14 protein-coding genes are annotated in these 16,451 nt (G+C 67.1%); 9 read left to right on the top strand and 5 right to left on the bottom strand.

The genetic code is table 11. The annotated features are described in order from the left end of the window. Nucleotides 1-105: 105 nt before the first annotated feature. Nucleotides 106-867 (top strand): hypothetical protein, encoded by a 762-nt coding sequence (locus ACLQ3J_RS09535; RefSeq protein ID WP_169622678.1) that lies wholly within the window; start codon nt 106-108, stop codon nt 865-867. A 48-nt stretch (nt 868-915) separates the two neighbouring features. On the opposite strand, the gene fadD1 is transcribed toward ACLQ3J_RS09535, so the two are convergent. The 4 genes from fadD1 to ACLQ3J_RS09555 form a co-directional block, all read right to left on the bottom strand. Then, on the bottom strand, nt 916-2,487 hold the full coding sequence (gene fadD1, locus ACLQ3J_RS09540; protein WP_169652658.1) for a fatty-acid--CoA ligase FadD1: 1,572 nt from the start codon (nt 2,485-2,487) through the stop codon (nt 916-918). Between the two features lie 11 nt (nt 2,488-2,498). Continuing rightward, nucleotides 2,499-3,470, bottom strand: a complete 972-nt coding sequence (locus ACLQ3J_RS09545; protein ID WP_296548957.1) for an alpha/beta hydrolase — start codon at nt 3,468-3,470, stop codon at nt 2,499-2,501. Next, nucleotides 3,467-4,792, bottom strand: coding sequence for a flavin-containing monooxygenase (locus ACLQ3J_RS09550; protein WP_425902955.1), 1,326 nt, complete (start codon nt 4,790-4,792; stop codon nt 3,467-3,469). Before ACLQ3J_RS09550 ends, ACLQ3J_RS09545 begins: the two co-directional genes overlap by 4 nt. 135 nt (nt 4,793-4,927) lie before the next feature. Beyond that, the gene (locus ACLQ3J_RS09555; RefSeq protein WP_206038789.1) at nt 4,928-5,728 is read right to left on the bottom strand and encodes an SDR family NAD(P)-dependent oxidoreductase; all 801 of its coding nucleotides are present in this window, start codon (nt 5,726-5,728) and stop codon (nt 4,928-4,930) included. Between the two features lie 149 nt (nt 5,729-5,877). On the opposite strand from ACLQ3J_RS09555, the gene ACLQ3J_RS09560 reads away from it, so the two are divergent. Then, nucleotides 5,878-6,909 (top strand): LLM class flavin-dependent oxidoreductase, encoded by a 1,032-nt coding sequence (locus ACLQ3J_RS09560; protein ID WP_296548962.1) that lies wholly within the window; start codon nt 5,878-5,880, stop codon nt 6,907-6,909. Between the two features lie 121 nt (nt 6,910-7,030). After that, complete coding sequence (gene ctaD / locus ACLQ3J_RS09565) at nt 7,031-8,785, top strand: aa3-type cytochrome oxidase subunit I (protein ID WP_169622682.1); 1,755 nt, start codon at nt 7,031-7,033, stop codon at nt 8,783-8,785. 16 nt (nt 8,786-8,801) lie between these two features. On the opposite strand, the gene ACLQ3J_RS09570 is transcribed toward ctaD, so the two are convergent. Further along, nucleotides 8,802-9,461, bottom strand: coding sequence for a TetR/AcrR family transcriptional regulator (locus tag ACLQ3J_RS09570; RefSeq protein ID WP_169652662.1), 660 nt, complete (start codon nt 9,459-9,461; stop codon nt 8,802-8,804). A 175-nt stretch (nt 9,462-9,636) separates the two neighbouring features. Here ACLQ3J_RS09570 and ACLQ3J_RS09575 point away from each other — a divergent pair, with 175 nt between their 5' ends. The 6 genes from ACLQ3J_RS09575 to ACLQ3J_RS09600 are packed head-to-tail and all read left to right on the top strand — an operon-like array spanning nt 9,637 to nt 16,424. Continuing rightward, nucleotides 9,637-10,479 carry an urea amidolyase associated protein UAAP1 gene (locus ACLQ3J_RS09575; RefSeq protein WP_169652663.1) on the top strand — a complete coding sequence of 281 codons (843 nt, stop codon included), beginning with the start codon at nt 9,637-9,639 and terminating at the stop codon, nt 10,477-10,479. Nucleotide 10,480: 1 nt separating this feature from the next. Beyond that, a complete protein-coding gene (locus ACLQ3J_RS09580) occupies nt 10,481-11,137 on the top strand; it encodes an urea amidolyase associated protein UAAP2 (RefSeq protein ID WP_296548891.1) in 657 nt (218 codons plus the stop codon). Between the two features lie 7 nt (nt 11,138-11,144). Beyond that, nucleotides 11,145-13,115 carry a 5-oxoprolinase/urea amidolyase family protein gene (locus ACLQ3J_RS09585; protein ID WP_296548890.1) on the top strand — a complete coding sequence of 657 codons (1,971 nt, stop codon included), beginning with the start codon at nt 11,145-11,147 and terminating at the stop codon, nt 13,113-13,115. Next, a complete protein-coding gene (locus ACLQ3J_RS09590; protein ID WP_425902956.1) occupies nt 13,112-13,888 on the top strand; it encodes a hypothetical protein in 777 nt (258 codons plus the stop codon). Before ACLQ3J_RS09585 ends, ACLQ3J_RS09590 begins: the two co-directional genes overlap by 4 nt. After that, entirely contained in the window at nt 13,885-14,916 is a 1,032-nt protein-coding gene (locus ACLQ3J_RS09595; protein ID WP_425902958.1) for an isopenicillin N synthase family dioxygenase, read from the top strand. Before ACLQ3J_RS09590 ends, ACLQ3J_RS09595 begins: the two co-directional genes overlap by 4 nt. Nucleotides 14,917-14,936: 20 nt before the next feature. Beyond that, nucleotides 14,937-16,424 (top strand): sodium:solute symporter family protein, encoded by a 1,488-nt coding sequence (locus tag ACLQ3J_RS09600; RefSeq protein WP_425902960.1) that lies wholly within the window; start codon nt 14,937-14,939, stop codon nt 16,422-16,424. Nucleotides 16,425-16,451: the final 27 nt, after the last annotated feature.

A 16,451-nucleotide genomic window follows, 5' to 3' on the forward strand; every position in this document is an offset into this window, starting at 1 on the left:
ACCAGGCTGAGACCCGTAGGGTTACCAGCAGACCCCCCGAGTTGTGCGGCGACGCCGTCACGCCACCTCGCGTCGGTTTTCGTGCACGAGAGAAGGACAGCAGGCATGGGTGATATCGCAGGTCAGGGCATGGCCGCTTTTGTGACGGACGTTCAACAGCGCGGCGGACGCGCAGAACCTCTCGACGACCAGCGCACCGTCAAGGTCCGCGGTACGGACGGGGTCAAGCGGGTGGTCCGCGTGCGGACCACCGAGGGCGGACCGTGGCTCGCACGTCGGCAGGACGGCATCGCCGGCAGCGACGAGACCGGGTCGTCGCACTGGGTCTTCGTCGACCTCGGGCAGAAGCCCCCCGCGTTCTATATCGTCGAGTCGGCCGAGATCGAGGCCGGGATCGAGGAAGAGGTCGCGCTGTGGCTCACCGAGCGCCCGGGCCGGACCGCGACCGGGAGTCATCCCATCCCGCTCAGTGGCGTTGCGCACGGCCTCGACCGCTGGGACCTGCTGGGGCTCGACGCGGTCAAGGACACCACTCGTACGTGCGCTCCCACGCGGCGCAGCCCCCGCCGGACGGCAGCCCCCGCAGCGCGTCCCGCAGCGCAGCCGGAAGAGGTCGACCCGCGCGTCGCGGTGTGCGCCGATGTCGGCGGTTACCGCGTGCAGGGACGCTTCGACACGACTACGGGCGCGCTCGAGATCACGCGGGGACCGATGGAGGGGCGACGTTTCCCCGACCCCACCACCGCCGCCGACGCTGTCGCGGGTTTCCTCAGCGGCGACATCGAGTCGCACGACGGAGACACGTTCTGGCGTCTCGACGGACCGAAGGCCCCCGCGCTCGGTGAGTACCTCGCACGTAGCAGCTGAGCGGTCGGCGAGCGGCCCTGCGCGACCCGTGCCCGCGTGGCCGGGCGGTTACGACACCGGGGTGTAGTCGGTACCCGTCCGCAACCACAGCGCGCCGGCTCCGGCGGTTGTTCCCTGCTCCTTCAGTTCGCGTTTGAGGATCTTGTTGGTCGCGGTGACCGGCAGGTCGGCGTCGATCCGGACGTGGCGCGGCCACGCCTTCGGTGACAGATCTGCCTGAGCAGCAAGGAATTCGGAGAACTCATCCGGGGTGAGTGTGGTGTCGTCGCGGAGCACCATGGCTGCCATCACCTGGTCGCCGACGTGTTCGTCGGGAACACCGTAGACCGCGACCCGGCTCAGTTGCGGGAGCCGCTGGAGGATCCGTTCGATCGGTGCCGCCGCGAGGTTCTCACCGTCCACGCGCATCCAGTCCGCGGTGCGGCCGGCGAGATAGATCCAGCCTTCGGCGTCCTTGTATGCCAGATCTCCCGACCAGAACATGCCGTGCCGCATCCGCTCGTCGGTCGACTCCTGATCGTTGTAGTAGCCGGTGAAGAAGCCGCCCCCTTGCGTGTTGACGAGTTCGCCGATGGCCTTGTCCGCGTTGCTCAAGGCACCGTTGTGGTCGAACTCGGCAGGTGCGCACTGCGTGACGGTGACGGAGTCGTACACCTCCACCCCGGCGAGTCCTTTTCCGATGGAGCCTTCGGGCGTGCCCTCCTCGCGGGTGATGATGACGGCTGTCTCCGTCGAACCGAAGCCGTCCCATACGGTGCACCCGAACCGCCTCGCGAACTCGTCGATGTCGCGGTCGGTTGCCTCGTTGCCGAAGGCCACCCGCAGCGGATTGTCGGCATCGTCCTTCTGTTCGGTCGTCGCCAGAAGGTATGCGAGAGGCTTGCCGACGTAGTTCATGTACGTCGCTCCGTAGCGGCGGATGTCGTCGAGAAAGGCCGACGCGGAGAACGTCGCCGGCGCCATGGCTGCGCCGCTGCACAGCGACACGCACCACCCGGCGAGGATCGCGTTCGAGTGGAACATCGGCATCGACAGGTAGGCGATGTCGTCCGAGGTGATCGAGAAGCGCGACACCAGGTTGTTGCCCGCGAAGATCACCATGATCTGAGCGAGCAGAACGGGTTTGGGGTCGCCGCTCGTACCGGAGGTGAAGATCAGCATGAACGGGTCCATCATCTCCACCTCGCGGTACGGCTCGAGGGGAGGCGCACCTTCGACCAGCAACCGCCACTGCGGGCTCGCGACGTCGAGCACCGTGATGTCACCGAGATCGAGTCCGTCGAGGAGCGGGGCATGCGCCGGATCGGTGAGCACCACCTGGCAATCGGCGCGTCGGATGTCTCCGGCCAGGCTCTCGCCGCGTCGCGTGGTGTTGATGCCGACGAGGGGGAACCCTCCGAGCCCTGCGGCCGCCACAGCGTGCAGCATGTCGGGTGTATTGCCGAGTAGCGTGCCGACATGCACCGGCCGGGTGTGGTCGAGAATCGAAAGCAGTGCCGAGGCCTGAGCCGACGCCTCCGTCAGATGCTCTCGCCAGGTCCAGCGTCCGGTGTCGTGAACGATCGCCGCGGTGTCGTCGTCGAGTAGTGCGCGCAGTGCCTGCTGAACGGTGTCGGCCATGGTGATCGTCCTCAGTGTGGTGGGAGGGGAGAGACGGGGTCGCCGGAGACCTCGGGGGTGTCCGGCTTCGGAGTCGAAGAGTCCGCGAGATGCCGTGTCAGGAAGAAGATCTGGTGCGTCACTGCCGGCTCGAACCAGTCTTTCCCGGGCCACACGTCGAAGTGGTCGCAGGGATAATGGCGAACCTCGGCGCGCGCCCGGAAGGCTGCCTGGGCAGCGGAGTGGGGTGGCGCACTGCGATCGAAGTCCGCGATCTGCACCAGTACCGGGCACCGGATCGACGCGGCGTGGCGGCCGGGGCGGTAGGTACCGAGTTCCAGCACGATCGTCGCGTCGACTTCGTTGCGCCAGGTGGGGCCCGCGATGGCGAGATAGCCCTCGCGGTGCCCGTCGAGATTCAACGCTGCGATGTCGCCGGGTTCCCCGACCAGCGGAATCATGTTGGCACCGCGACCGATTCGTGATCCGACTTTGCTTCGAACGCCCGTGGCGGTGGATCTCAGCAGGCTCGCCGCCGGTGTGTGACGCGCGGCGAGCAGTCCGGCGGCGAGGCCGTCGACCAGCGGTGTGAGTGCCACAACCGCTGCGATACCCGAGTCGTGTGCGGCGATCGTCAGGACATGACCACCCGACAGCGAGACACCCCACAGTACGACGCGATCCGGGTCCACTCCGTCGAGGCGCCGCGCCGCGTCGATCGCGGCGCGGTAATCGGCGAGTTGGCCGTCGAGGTCCACGCGCTGACGGTCGTCCCCGCCGGACGAGCCGAACCCTCGATAGTCGAACGCCACGACGTGCATCCCCGCATCGGCGAAGCGTTCCGCGAACGGGGTGAGTCCGGAGTCCTTCGTTCCTCCGAGTCCGTGCGCCATGATGACGACCGGCGCTCGTCCGGACGCGTCGAGCCGTCCCGGTTTCGCGGGGAAGTGCCAGGCGTCGACATCGGCGTCGCGTGACCGGAACTGCAAGGAGTGGAATGTCATCGGTCGCCTCCGTGGGCACGGGCTAGTCCGGCAGGCAGTTCGTGTGTGCGGATGTCGTGCTCGTACGCGAAATAATCGAGTTGCTGGGTGTGCCGTGGACGATCCAGCATGTGCCCGGTGAATTTCTGCTGGTCCGCGACGATGACCCGTTCCATCTCGTCGTCCGCGGGCAGTGCGTAGCGACCGACGGCATACGCGGCGATCACCCGCGCCTGACATTCGACGAAGGGGAACAGCGTCGGCGTCGCCTGTGCGAAACCGGCGAAGGCGAGGTCGGGGAGTCCCGGTGCGAAGATCCGTTTGTAGAGCGCGATGTGATTGTCCGGCGCACTGAGGAAATCGGGTTCGAAGAACGGGAACGTGATGTTGTAACCGGTCGCGTAGACGGCGATATCGATCTCGGTCGAGCTACCGTCGACGAAATGCACTGTGCGGCCGTCGAACCGCTCGATGTCGGGTTTCGGGGTGATGTCGCCCGACCCCAGACGCAGTGGCAACTCCACCGACTGCGTGGGGTGGGCTTCGAAGAATTTGTGGTTGGGCGACGGGAGACCGTACAACTCCGGCCTGCCGGAGAGCAGGGGTTGCCCCCACTGTGCGAGCTTGCGCTGCCAGGCCAGCGGTACGTAGGGCACCGTCCGGTAGTACTTGTCGGCGGGGCGCCCGGCGATGTACTTGGGAACGATCCACGCACTCGACCGAGTCGAGAGCGTCACCTCCGTCCGAAGCGTTCTCGATGACAGTTCGACGGCGATGTCGGCGGCACTGTTGCCGATGCCGACGACAAGAATGCGCTTGCCCGCGAAATCGAGCGGAGTCTGCGGATCGATGTAGTGGTGGGAGTGCATCGCCACCCCGGTGAAGTCGCCCGGAAATCGGGGGACCCGGGGGTCCCAGTGATGGCCGTTGGCGACAACGAGGAACTCGAACCGCCGGGTGCCGCCGTCTGCCAGGTCGAGTTCCCAGCCCCCTTCGTCCAGGCGCCGGGCGCGGAGCACCTCGTTGCCGAACTCGATGTTGCCGCGGAGGCCGAAGGCGTCGGTATATCCGTCGAGGTAGTCCTTGATCTGGGAGTGGTGAGGAAAATCGGGATACGACGCCGGCATCGGATAGTCCTTGAACGACAACTGATGCTTCGACGTGTCGATGTGCAGCGAACGGTAAGCACTGCTGCGTCCGTTGGGGTTACCGAAGGCCCAGTTCCCGCCCACGCGATCGGACATCTCGAAGCACGTGTAGGGCACGCCGTAGTCGGACAGCATCTTGCTCGTGGTCAGGCCGCTGATTCCCGCGCCGATGACAGCGGTACTCGGTGCCGACATGTATGACCTTCCCCCAACGTCGGGTGAATCCGGAGTGTTCGGTGACGACGGTCACAATGTAGAACACGTTCTCGGGTAGAGCCATGCCTTGTCCGCGCCGCCGGGACCACACCGCCGCACCGGCGTGGATCGCGGTTACTTTCCCGGGTTCGTGGCGTCCGGCAGCGGCGATGCCATCGCGGCGAGGTGCGCGAGCAGATCGGGGTAGCGGCGCGTGTGGGCGCCGCCGTTGAGGTCGATCGTCGCTCCGGTCATCCAGGTCGCCGCATCGGAGGCGACGAACGCGACCACCTCGGCGACCTCCTCAGGACGTCCCGCGCGTCCGAGAGGGGTGTTCTCGAGATAGTCCTCGCGCAGACCGGGCACCAGCGCGACTCCCGCTGTGAGCGGGGTGTCGACCAGTCCGGGGGAGACGGCGTTCACTCGTACTCCTCGTGCACCGAGTTCGAGCGCCGCAACCTCGGTGAGCATGAGGACGCCCGCCTTCGCCGCACAGTACGCAGCCATCCCGGGAGCGGGTTGCCGCCCGTTGAGCGACGCGATCGTGGTGATGCTGCCGCCGTCGCGCACCACGCGCCCCGCATGCTTCATGACCAGAAAAGCACCGGTCAGGCACACGTCGACCGTGGTCTGCCAGTCCTCGAGCGCGAGGTCGGTGATGCGCCCCGGCATCGACACCCCGGCACATTCGACGACCGTGTCCGGAGCGCCTTCGCTCGCCACCACCTCGGCGAAGAGCCTTTCGACGCTGCTCTCGTCGGTGACGTCGGCGGTGCTCGCCCGGGCGCCTGCGCCCAGTTCGCCGGCCCGCGCGCGAGCGGCGGCCCCGTCGATGTCCGCGATCACCACGGTCGCTCCGCGAGTGTGAAGAAGCCGGGCCGTGGCCCAGCCGATTCCCGACGCCCCGCCGATCACCACTGCTGTCCTGCCGTTCATGGACCGATCCTCCTCGAGCCGACACCCGGAACACGCGTACCGAGGAGTCTGGACAGTTGTCCGGTGATTCGGCAAGGTAATCGCCCACAGCGTGAAACGACGACGCTGTGGCTGTTCCGAGTTACGCCGGAGAGAAACGAGTGGCTGCCGTGTCCAGAACCCTGTTCGCGACCCGTTTCGACTTCCGTGCGCCCGATGCGACACCACGAGACCGGCAGGCGCTGTTCGCGCGCGCACTCGAACAGGTCGAGTACGCGGAATCCACCGGGCACGACGTCGTCATGCTTTCCGAACACCACGGTTCGGAGGACGGGTACCTGCCCAGTCCGCTCCCGGTCGCCGCGGCGTTCGCGGCCCGGACCCGCACGATCCCCATCACTGTCTCTGCGCTGATCGTCAATCTTTACGACCCCGTGCGGCTCGCCGAGGACATCGCGGTGATCGACCTGCTGTCCGGTGGCCGGGTGTCGTATGTGTTCGCGCTCGGATATCGCACCGAGGAGTACGCGCTCTATCGCCGACCGTGGACCAGTCGCGGGCAAGACACGGAAAACGCACTCGAACTGGTGCTCGAGGCACTGCGGACCCAGCGAGTGGACCGCGCCGGGCGGGTCGGCGCCGTGACCCCGGCACCCTTGTCCCGCCCGCACCCCGTCGCCTACTACGGCGGTGGCACACCGACCGCTGCGCGCCGGGCGGCGAGGCTCGGCCTCAATTTCCAGCCGCAGATCGCCGACGAAGCGCTACGCGACCTCTACCGCGCGGAGTGCGAGAGGCTCGGGCGCCGGCCCGGGCATGTGATGATGCCCCCGCCCGGACCGGCAACGGTGTTCTGCGCAGCCGATCCGGACGAATTCTGGGCGCGGTACGGGGATCATCTGCTCGCCGACGCCCGGGGCTATGCCGCCTGGCACCAGAGCGGTACGGCGTTGTCGCACGTGTTCGATCGATCCACGACGATCGAAGAACTCCGTGCTGCGGGCACCTATGTCGTGGATACGCCCGACGGCCTGATCCGCCGGTGCCGGGAGGGGATTCTCCCGGTCGTCACCACCCATCCGCTCTGTGCCGGAATGCCGGAAGAACCCTCGTGGGAGAGCATGCGGTTGCTCGGCGAAAAGGTCGTGCCGGCACTACGTGAGGATCGAAAACTAATCACCGAGAACCGCTCCGCGGGATAGGTACACGCCTTACTCTGGGACGCATCTGCTTGCCCCGCAGGCTGACGACGCACGCCGTGGAACGCGTGCAGGTCCGTCTGCATCGTCGAGATCGTCGCCCCGTGCGGCGTGAGGAGGCCCGATGAACGCGGTGATTGCTCCGGTCGAGGCGAAGCGGCCGTATCCCCCTCGACGCAAGCCGAAGGGCGCGGTCATTCGCGACCTGATCACCACGACCGATCCGAAGACGCTCGGGTTGATGTACATCGTCACCTCCTTCGTCTTCTTCCTCATCGGCGGGCTGCTGGCGTTGCTGATGCGCACCGAGCTCGCGCGTCCCGGCTTGCAGTTCCTGTCCAACGAGCAGTACAACCAGCTCTTCACCGTGCACGGCGGAATCATGCTGCTGATGTACGCGACCCCGGTGGTGTTCGGGTTCGCGAACTACATCCTCCCGCTGCAGATCGGCGCCCCCGACGTCGCGTTTCCCCGGCTGAACGCGTTCAGCTACTGGCTCTTCCTGTTCGGCTCGCTCACGGTGGTGTACAGCCTGGTCACCCCTCGGGGTGCCGCCGACTTCGGGTGGACGTCGTACATGCCGCTGGCGTCCGAGGAACACACGCCGGGTGTCGGCGCGAACCTGTGGTTCCTCGGCCTGGTCATCACGGGTCTCGGCACCATCCTGGGCGCGGTCAACATGATCACCACGGTGGTCTGCATGCGCGCTCCGGGCATGACGATGTTCCGCATGCCCATCTTCACCTGGAACATCTTCATCACGATGATCCTGGTCCTGCTGGTGTTCCCGCTGCTCGCGGCAGCGTTCATGGGGGCGATCGTCGACAGGGTGCTCGGGGGCCACATCTACGATCCCGCGACCGGTGGCGCGATCCTCTGGCAACACCTGTTCTGGTTCTTCGGCCACCCGGAGGTGTATGTCGTCGCGCTGCCGTTCTTCGGCATCGTCTCGGAAATCTTCCCGGTCTTCAGCCGCAAGCCGATCTTCGGCTACAGCGGTCTGGTCTACGCGACGATCGCCATCGCGGCGCTGTCGATCGCCGTGTGGGCGCACCACATGTACGCGACCGGCGCGGTGCTGCTGCCGTTCTTCGCGTTCATGACGTTCCTGATCGCCGTCCCGACGGGCGTGAAGTTCTTCAACTGGATCGGCACGATGTGGAGAGGGCAGATCACCTTCGAGACACCCATGCTGTTCGCCGTCGGTTTCATCATCACGTTCCTGTTCGGCGGTCTGTCCGGCATCATCCTGGCGAGCCCCCCGCTCGACTTCCACCTGCACGACTCGTACTTCGTCGTGGCGCACTTCCACTACGTGCTCTTCGGCACGATCGTGTTCGCGACGTACGCCGGCATCTATTTCTGGTTCCCGAAGATGACCGGGCGCATGCTCGACGAACGCCTCGGCAAGTGGCACTTCTGGCTGACCTTCATCGGCTTCCACACCACCTTCCTGGTGCAGCACTGGCTCGGTAACGAGGGCATGCCGCGTCGCTACGCGGATTATCTGCCGTCGGACGGGTTCACCACGCTCAACACGGTCTCGACGGTCGGTGCCTTCATAGTGGGTGCCTCTACGCTGCCGTTCGTGTGGAACGTGTTCAGAAGTTACCGCTACGGCCAGGTCGTCACGGTCGACGACCCGTGGGGCTTCGGTAACTCGCTCGAGTGGGCAACGAGTTGCCCGCCGCCGCGGCACAACTTCACCGAACTACCGCGGATCCGGTCGGAGCGCCCCGCGTTCGAACTGCACTACCCGCACATGTCCGAGAAGATGCGCACCGAGGCGCACGTCGGGCCGGGCAGCAACAAGCGCGAGGTCAACGTGCTCGAAGGGGCCAACCGTTCCCCGTCGGACAGCACCGACGAAAACCGGTGACCCGGCCTCCCGTGCCTCAGTGCCCGGGAGGCAGATCGGGGACCCCGATCACGAGAGCACGTGCGTGCCGCTTCACAGCGGCGGTGTCGCTCACGCCGAGAACGTCGAGCGACGCCGTCGCGAGCATCTCGGGGAGCTTGGCGTCGACTCGTTCGTCGTCGGCGCGGATCGCGATGGCCGACTCGACGAGCCGGAACGGTAGGCCCGCCCGGGGATCGTTCTCTCCGACGATCTCGGCCGCCAGATCCCGATAACGAACCGCCAACTGCTCCCGCTCTGCCCGGAAACGCCCGAACTGCTCGGTGCGCACTTCGGGCAGCAGATACAGCGCACCGAGATTCCATCTGCCCGCGCACAACTGCGCGGTGTCGAACCAGGCCAGTGCGCACAACCGCACCGCCGCGGGGTGATTGTCATCCAGGCCCGCGTCGAATTCGATCGTGGGCTCGACGGTGTCCTCCAGCAGTGCGACGAGGATGTCGTTCTTCGTCGCGAAATGGTTGTAGAGCGACGCCTGACGGATGCCCACCGCGTCGGCGATGAGCCGGGTCGATGTCGACGCGAACCCCCGGGTGGTGAAGAGTTCGGCTGCGGCATCGAGGATTTCGGCACGCGCGGTGGCGCCGGGGCGACGTGGTTCTCGTAGCCGGGGACGGCCCGGTCCTGCGTGGGTCACTCCCTCACCATGGCACAACGGTCGTGTGCGCCGCGCGGTCGTGTCCGGCCGTGAGAACTCCGAAATCCGGACGAAACATGGGTCACGGAGTTGTTACGCCGCGGCAATTCCCCGAATATGCGCGCTCGGAAAACTGTCGAGTGACAGTTTCCCCGAGCGCCACGATCGGAGCACCATGACCGAGACCCTCGCGACGGCCACCACCCACGCCGCCCGCGCCCACGCACGGGCACAGTCGGGCATCGTCACCGACGGCATGCCCACCGTTCCGGCGTCCGCGTGGCCGGCCGCTCCCACCGGACGCGCCGCCTCCCTCGTCTGGGCCGAGACCGTGCCCGGTGGCCGCTACACGAGCAAGGTGCTTGCCCGGGGAACTCGCCTGCGACTCCGCGACATCCACGGTGCGGCCTGCGCGAACCTCCTGTTGTTCCGCGCCGACGCCCCGCACGAGCGGCTCAACGTCGCCGACACGCTGAAAGTGCCGTGGCAGGCGTATCTGGGAACCGGCCATCCGCTGCTGTCGGATCAGGGCCGGGTGCTCGCCACGATCGTCGCCGATACCTCCGGCCGCCACGACGCGCTGTGCGGCACCACGCACCTCGCGGGAAACACCGCGAAATACGGAGCGGGAGAGTTGCACTCGGAAGCTCCCGCCGGACGGGAACTCTTCACCGTCGCCGCCGCGAAACACGATCTCGCCCCGCGCGACCTGCCCCCGTCGCTGTCGTTCTTCCACGGCGTGCGCGTCGAGGACGACGGCACGCTGACGAGTACCGGCTCGGCGGGGCCCGACACCTACGTCGAATTGATTCTCCACCTGCCGGTGATCGTGCTGCTCGCCAACACCGCGCACCCGCTGGACCCGGCAGAGGACTTCCCGACCAGCACACTCGAAATCCTCGCGTGGCGTGCCCCCGCCGACCTCGACTCGCTCCCCGCTACCGACCCCGAATACCGACGCGCCGTGCTCAACACCGAAGACGCCTGGGCTGCCGCTGCTTCCGGAATGGAGAACTGACATGACCGCCACGCTCGACTCCACGGACCTCGCCCTCGTTTCCGGCCGCGTCCTGCTCGACGAGGTCGTCGGGGTCCGCGGACCCTGGTCCACTGTCGTCGCCGCGGGCGACGTGCTCACCATCGTCGATCTCCATGGCAATCAGGCCGTCGACACCCTCGTCTACGACGCACACGACCACACCGCCCGCTACAGCGCCGCAGCCACCGTCGCGGGGCAAGGAAACCTGTTCCTGACCACGGGATCGGTACTGCGCGACGCGGACGGCGGACCGCTGATGACACTCGTCGCGGACGAGGTGGGCATCCACGACACGGTCGGCGGCGCGTGTTCGCAGGAATCGAACACCCTGCGCTACGGGCATCACACCAAGCACCAGCATGCATGCGTCGAGAACTTCCTCATCGAAGGCGCGAAATGGGGCCTCGGCAAGCGTGACCTCGTCTCCAACATCAACTTCTTCATGAACGTGCCCGTCGAGGCCGACGGCACGCTCGGCATCGTCGACGGTCTGTCGGCTCCCGGCAAGCGCCTCGCGATCCGGGCCGAACGCGACGTGCTCGTCCTCGTGTCGAACTGCCCCCAGATCAACAACCCCTGCAACGGTTTCGATCCGACTCCGGTGCGGATGATCGTCACCCGGCCGCGGGAGGCATGAGACGCCCATGACCACCAAGATCACGGTCGAACGACCGGGAATGCTCACCACTGTCCAGGACTACCCGGGCCGCACCGGCTACTGGCAGGTCGGAGTCCCTCCGTCGGGGCCGATGGACGACCTGTCGTTCCGGCTCGGCAACGTCGCGCTCGGAAACCCCGAGGGCGCCCCCGGCCTCGAGACCACCATGGCCGGCCCGGCACTCCGATTCACCGAAGCCACCGAGGTCTGCGTGACCGGAGCGCCCGTCACGGTGCGCGTCGACGGCACCCCCGTCCCGCAGTGGCGGCCCGTCGTCGTCCCCGAGGGTGGCCTGCTCGACGTCGGTGCGGTGACCGGCCCCGGACTCCGCGCCTACATTCTCGTACGCGGCGGGCTCGACGTACCCGAATTCCTGGGCAGCGCCTCGACATTCACCCTCGGCACGTTCGGTGGACACGAAGGCCGCACGCTCCGCGACGGTGATGTGCTCGTCGTCGGCGACGTCACCGAGGGGCACTGCGCGGCGGTGCCCTCCGAGCACGTGCCCGCGTTGAGCAGCCACTGGGAGATCGCGGTGACCGAAGGGCCGCACGGAGCGCCCGAATTCTTCACGCGCGACGACATCGACGCGCTCTACGCCACCGAATACGAGGTGCACTTCAATTCCGACCGCACCGGCGTCCGGCTCATCGGCCCGAAGCCGCAGTGGGCGCGCGCGGACGGTGGGGAAGCGGGTCTGCACCCGTCCAACATCCACGACAACGCCTACTCGATCGGCGCACTCGACTTCACCGGTGACACTCCGATTCTGCTCGGCCCGGACGGACCGAGTCTCGGCGGCTTCGTGTGCCCGGTCACGGTCGTCGCCGCGGACCGCTGGAAGCTGGGGCAACTCGCCCCGGGCAACACCATCCGTTTCGTGCCCGTGCGGTCGGAGCACGCGGCGTCACGCCGCGACCTCGGCGTTGCGCGACGCGCGGGCCTCTCGCTCGTGTCGTCGGCCGGCGGAGACGGCGACGACGGCGTGCTCGCGCGCCGCGACGGCAACACCGCCGTCACCTACCGGCGCAGCGGAGACGACAACGTGCTCGTCGAATACGGCGACATGACACTGGATCTGGCGCTGCGTGCCCGCGTCCACGCGCTGCACCAGCGTCTCGAAGGGGAGCGTCCGTCCGGCCTTCTCGAACTGACTCCGGGCATCCGGTCCCTCCAGGTCAAGGTGGATCCCGACGTGCTGCCCGTCCCGAAGCTTCTGGGTCTGCTCGCCGAAGCCGAGGATGCCATCGGTGACAGCGACGAACTCGAAGTGCCGAGCCGGCAGGTGCGCCTGCCGCTGTCGTGGGACGACCCCGCGACGCGGGAGGCCATCCAGCGCTACATGCACGGCGTGCGCGCCGACGCACCGTGGTGCCCGTGGAACATCGAGTTCATCCGCCGGATGAACGGCCTCGACACGGTTGCCGACGTGTTCGACACCGTCTTCGCTGCCGACTACATGGTGCTCGGTCTCGGTGACGTCTACCTCGGAGCGCCGGTCGCCACGCCGCTCGACCCCCGGCACCGTCTCGTCACCACCAAGTACAACCCGGCCCGCACGTGGACACCGGAGAACGCGGTCGGCATCGGCGGCGCCTACCTGTGCATCTACGGCATGGAAGGACCCGGCGGGTACCAGTTCGTCGGCCGGACCACCCAGGTGTGGAACCACCGGCACCCGCAACCCGCGGGCGCGTTCGAGAACGGCACCCCGTGGCTGCTCAGGTTCTTCGACCGTATCTCGTGGTACCCGGTCGACCCCGAGGAACTCCTCGACCTGCGGGCGGATCTCGCGGCCGGCCGAGGCGGAGGCGTGGACATCACCGACGGTACGTTCTCCCTCGCGCAACACCGCGAATTCCTCTCGGAGAACACCGAATCGATCGAGTCCTTCCAGGCGGTCCAGTCCGTTGCCTTCGCGCAGGAACGGGCGCGCTGGGAAGCAGGCGGAGCATGAGTGCCGTCGACACCCTCACGATTTCGGGCACCCGCTTCGAGCGCACCTTGCTGGCGCACCCGGGCGCGGCGCCCGACACCACCAGCCGGGTCGTCTGGCTGCAGGGTGCGAGCCTGTACTGCGATCTTCGTCGGCCCGCGGCGGAAGTCCCGGTGCAGGCCCGGTCGCTGGGCGCGACGAGCATCGACGACCTGCTCGTCCTGGCGACCCAGGACGGGTTCGCAGGGCGTCTGCTCTCCCGCGGCGGACATGTGGAATGGGCCCGCACGGTGGCGGTCCACCCGCCCGGCCCACACCCGGACGCGGGCAGTCTGGAACTGCTCGACGCCACGACCGTGGCCGAACACGGTGTCTTCGAGGACTACCTCGAGCACTGGCGGATCGGCGCCACGTCGTCGAGCATCGACGAATACCTGCTCGAAGACGTCGAGACCGGTGCTCCCGGAGTCCTGGTCCGCGTGGGCGAAGACTTCGCCTTCGCCCGCGGCCGAACCCGTCCGATCGACGGGGCACCGCTGCACGAGCAGATCCGCGGCGCCGGCACGTTGTCGGCCGCCCGGGAACTGATGAACTGTGAAATATCGTTCGGGAGTGCCGGACTCGGGGAGTGGCGTATTACCGCCTCCACGCTTCCGTTCCGGGTCGGCGCCACGCTCGACCCCGCGCCGGGCGAAATCCTGTCGACGTCCGACATCGACGTCGACGGCCGTCCGATCGTGCGCCGCTGGCGCCGACTCGATCTTCCCGAGACAGAACAGAAAGGCATGGCGTGACGTTCACCAGCATTCCGACCATCGACGTCACAGGACTCGTCACCGGCGATCCGGTGCACCGCGGCGCCGTCATCGCCGAATTAGGTCGTGCCGCAAGAGAAGTAGGGTTCGCGCAGATCGTCGGACACGGCATCGACCCCGCGTCGTTCGCGGCGGTGCAGCGTGCCGCCGAGCGGTTCTTCGCGCAACCGGACGATGTGAAAATGAAGGTGTACATCGGTAATTCGACCAACCACAGGGGATACGTCCCCGCCGGTGAGGAAGTGTTCGCGGGTGCGACTCCCGACCACAAGGAAGCCTACGACCTGTCGATAGACCTCCCGTCCGATCACCCGGACTATCTGGCAGGTAACCCCCTGCTCGGTCCCAACCAATGGCCCGAACTGGACGACTTCGCCGAACCCGTCTCCACCTACTACGACGCGGTCTTCTCGCTGGGACGACTGTTGTTGCGCGCCTTCGCCGAAGCACTCGGAGAACCCGCGGACCTCTTCGACAAGCACGTGAGTACCCCGCCCGCCCAGCTGCGGTTGATCCACTACCCGCACGACCCCAGCGCCGCAGACCGTCCCGGCATCGGCGCCCACACCGACTACGAGGTGTTCACGCTGCTCCGGCCCACCGCCCCCGGACTCGAGGTCGTCAACGCAGACGGAACGTGGATCGACGTTCCCTACGCCGACGATGCGTTCGTGCTGAATATCGGTGACCTGCTGGAGATCTGGACCAACGGAGAGTTTACGGCGACGTCACATCGGGTGCGTAAGGTATCGCACGAGCGTTATTCGTTCCCGTTGTTCTTCAACGTCGACTACAACACGTGGGTCGAGCCGTTGCCTCAGTTCGTCACCACAGACGGACCGCGATACGACGGTGTGCGGGCAGGCGACCACCTGTTCGCGCAAACCGCGCAGAGCTTCACCTACCTGCAGCGCCGACTCGCCTCGGGCGAGATCACCCTTCCCGACAACGCACGACCCCTCTACTCGCTCGGACGCGAAGCTCAACGCAGCGCTCCTGCCGTCTGACCTCCTCATCTGGAGTTGCCATGATCATCACCGGTGTTGCCGTATGCCTCGTCGTTCTTCTCGGCGCAGGCTTCTATTCCACCCGTAAGGTCCGGGGCGATACGGGGAACTTCCTCCTGGCAGGACGATCCCTCGGGGCGCCGATCCTCGCGGTGCTGCTCATGTCCCAGGTCATCGACTCCAACGCGACACTGGGCAGCGCGGATCTTGCTGCCGGGTTCGGGTTCTGGGCCGGTGCCGCGATGCCGCTGGGCGTCGCGCTGAGCGTGCTGCTCGTCGGGCTGTTCTTCGCGAAGAAGCTGAGGGCTACCGGTGTCGTGACCCTGCCCGAGTACTTCGCGCAGCGTTTCGGGCGCGGCACCGAGATCACCGCCTCCGTCCTGACGGTCGGAAGCTTCGGCATCCTCCTCGCCGGCAACCTCGTCGCGCTCGGATACCTTCTCGAATACTTCGTGGGGCTCGACTACACCGTCGCAGTGCTGGTTCTGATCCCGTTCGTTCTGGCTTACACGATGGCCGGCGGAATGTTCGCAAGCGTCTACACCGGTGTCGTGCAGTTCGCGGTCATGGCGGTCGGCATCGTCTGCCTGCTGGGATGGGTGGCGTTCGGTCCCGGATTCTCGGCTCCGGAGGGGCTCGGCATCGGCGGTCTCGGGCAGCTCAGCGATCCGGCGCAGGGTGCCGCGATCAATTGGGCAACGCTGATCGCACTCGGCCTCGGCAACATCGTCGCGATCGACCTGATGCAGCGGGTGTTCTCGGCGAAGAGCCCGCACGCCGCCCAGCGGGCCTGCTTCTCGGCGGCTACCGGCATCCTCGTCCTCTGCGTACCGCTCTCGTTCGTCGCACTTGCGGCAATCTCCATCGTCGGGGACAGCGCCGTGGACGGCCCGATCCTGTACGTGCTGCTCGGCGAGTACGCCCCGAAGTGGCTGTCGATCCTGGTGCTGTCCGGACTCGTGACGGCCTCGCTCACCACCATCAGCGGCGTCCTGCTCTCCACCGCGACGGTGCTGGTACGCAATCTCTTCCGCGTCGGCGGCGAACACGCCGCCATGTCCTCGGACGTCATGCGGGCCACCCGGCTGTGCATGCTGCCCATGGCGGCGTTCGGAGCGCTGGTCGCCCTGCGCGTTCCGCAGACCGGCATCCTGCTCACCCTGACCTTCGACCTGCTGCTGGCGTCGCTCGTGGTGCCGTTCATCCTCGGGTTGTTCTGGAAGCGGGGTGACGGCCGGGCCGTCGCCGCGGCAGCGATCTGCGGCATCGGCGTGCGCGTCGGCTTCTTCGTACTCACCCCGACGATCTACGGCGTCGACAACACCCTGTTCTACATCCCGAACGACCTCGTCACCGCAGCCGCCGACGGCTGGACAACCTTCCTCGGGGCGATCGTGGCGCTCGTCGCCTACGTGACGGTTGCACTGGTCACCCGGCCTGCGACGAAGCCGCAGCCGCCGGTGGTCGTGCCGGTCGTGGCTCCCGAGCGGCAGCCCGTCGCGGTGTAGACGTACCCCAGATACGACGGCGCCCAC

The sequence above is a fragment of the Rhodococcus sp. DT1 genome, assembly GCF_049844875.1.
Taxonomy (GTDB): Bacteria; Actinomycetota; Actinomycetes; order Mycobacteriales; family Mycobacteriaceae; genus Rhodococcus.